The organism is Helicobacter bilis ATCC 51630 (genome assembly GCF_000686565.1).
Lineage (GTDB): Bacteria > Campylobacterota > Campylobacteria > Campylobacterales > Helicobacteraceae > Helicobacter_A > Helicobacter_A bilis.
On record NZ_JMKW01000107.1, the window covers coordinates 1 to 1865 of the forward strand.

Here is a 1865-nt window from a genome sequence, read left to right on the forward strand (position 1 = left end):
TTTAATACACTCCCTTGCATTTTCCTTGAAAACAAGCAAAATCGTCTCAAAATACTTCACGCTTTAAAGTCTCTAGTTTGCAGTTAAAGCAAACAAGATAACCCCATATTCTAGTATTTGATTATTTGCTTTTAAAGCTTTAAGGTAAAAAATAGCTAGGAGTTATCTTTTGTGATAATGACTAGCTATTTTTAGCCTTAATCTTTGAAATGAAATAACAAAGACGAATATTAAAAAAAGGATAAAAAATGGAAGAACAACTCCCCCCACAACAAGAACCAACAAGCGAATACGACACCACACAAGAGCAAGGGCAGCTAGAAGCCATACAAAAAGAACTTCAAGACATTGAAGCAAGTGTAGAAAACGACTTTGCAGAACATATAAGCGCTTTAATTGATAATGATTCAGTGCTTGAAGAGTTGTTTTTCAGTGATAGAGTTACATTCTTTAAAAAAATCATTGAAGAACAAAATAAATTTGTAAGTGCATTAGTAGAGCCAAGAGTAGCAAAGGCAAAAGAGTTACAAGACACAATCGCAGGGAAAAGCGAACTTGCAAACATCGAAGCTATAAAGCAAGATTTTCAAAGCCGCCACCCAGAAGTTGATATAAAAGAACTCATTGCCTTTTTTGCAAATGAACTTCCCCCAAGAGTGCAAGAAGAGATTAAATCACAGCCCATTGAAGCCTTTTTTGATTTAGTGTATGAGATTTATGCCGCACAGAATGCACCACAAGAGGAGGCCCCACCTGAAGAATCCCCGCCCGAAGACTTACCAGCCCAAGCACAAGGCGTGGCAGTGGATTCACAACAAAGCGATACAAACTCAGGCGCACTGCCGATGAATAGGCAATAGCTATGCGTTCATTTGTAGTTATTTTTAGTGTTATTAATCTTATCTTTTTGTTTGTTATCATGTATTTGGGTATTGAAAACAAAAAGCTAGAAGCAGAAAATCTAGCCCTAAATTTTAGCGTTGAAACACAAAATAGGCTTATAAAAGAGCAAGAATTACAGATACAAAACTATGTCTGTGATATAGATTCAATGAAAGCTTACGCACTAAAAGAGTATGAAAGGGCTTTTAATGCTACAAAAGATGATAAAACATGCGAGGGCAGGTTAAAACACTTAGAAACCATTTTAAAAAGTTATGAGGATTAGAATATGAAAGCAAAAGAGGGCGTATTATACGCAATGATACAAGATGATGAAGTAGTGCAAATATTTGATAGCACACAGCTAAAAGAGTGGGACGAAAACGCAATACTTGCAGTAGAAATCCCACAAGGAAAAGAAATACTCATTGGTCAAAGATACGATAAAAAGACACAAAGCTTTGTAGAAAAAAGCTTAGATGAGTTAAAAGAGGATTTAAAAGCACAAATTAGCTTTTACTTTGAAAGAGAGGTAAGCTACATGCAAGCAGGAGTAACACAGGGTGAAATCGCAACTTATGAAGCCCAAAAAAGAGAGGCACAAGAGTATTTAGCAGATAATAATACGCCCACTCCACTTTTAAGCGAAATCGCTAAAAAACGGGGTATGAGTGTGGCAAACTTGGCAGCTAAGATTATTGCTAAAAATGAAGATTATGTAAGCAATCTAGGAAAGCTTTTAGGCTATAAGCAGAGTTTATGTAAGCAGGTGGAATTAGCAGAATCTAAAGAGGCGTTGAAGGGGATTATCTATAAGAGTCCGTTAGCTTAGTTAGCGTTTGTCTTTTGGACGCTTTTGCTTGATTCTGCAGAAAATGCGGCAGTCGCGTATGTTTAATACACTCCCTTGCATTTTCCTTGAAAACAAGCAAAATCGTCTCAAAATACTTCACGCTTTAAAGTCTCTAGTTTGCAGTTAAAGC

The 1865-nt window shown here is 36.4% G+C and carries 3 protein-coding genes; all 3 read left to right on the plus strand.

The window, feature by feature from the left end; genetic code table 11:
* The first annotated feature begins 248 nt into the window (after positions 1-248).
* The 3 genes from T368_RS0111340 to T368_RS0111350 are packed head-to-tail and all read left to right on the plus strand — an operon-like array spanning position 249 to position 1714.
* Complete coding sequence (locus T368_RS0111340) at positions 249-860, plus strand: hypothetical protein (protein ID WP_004084624.1); 612 nt, start codon at positions 249-251, stop codon at positions 858-860.
* Positions 861-862: 2 nt separating this feature from the next.
* Positions 863-1168 carry a hypothetical protein gene (locus tag T368_RS0111345; RefSeq protein WP_004084626.1) on the plus strand — a complete coding sequence of 102 codons (306 nt, stop codon included), beginning with the start codon at positions 863-865 and terminating at the stop codon, positions 1166-1168.
* 3 nt (positions 1169-1171) lie between these two features.
* Complete coding sequence (locus T368_RS0111350) at positions 1172-1714, plus strand: hypothetical protein (RefSeq protein ID WP_004084627.1); 543 nt, start codon at positions 1172-1174, stop codon at positions 1712-1714.
* The last annotated feature ends 151 nt before the right edge of the window (positions 1715-1865 follow it).

Excerpts from the sequence above, each read along its gene's own strand:
- T368_RS0111345 (WP_004084626.1), top strand. The coding sequence starts at position 863 with ATGCGTTCATTTGTAGTTATTTTTAGTGTTATTAATCTTATCTTTTTG.
- T368_RS0111340 (WP_004084624.1), top strand. The coding sequence starts at position 249 with ATGGAAGAACAACTCCCCCCACAACAAGAACCAACAAGCGAATACGAC.
- T368_RS0111350 (WP_004084627.1), top strand. The coding sequence starts at position 1,172 with ATGAAAGCAAAAGAGGGCGTATTATACGCAATGATACAAGATGATGAA.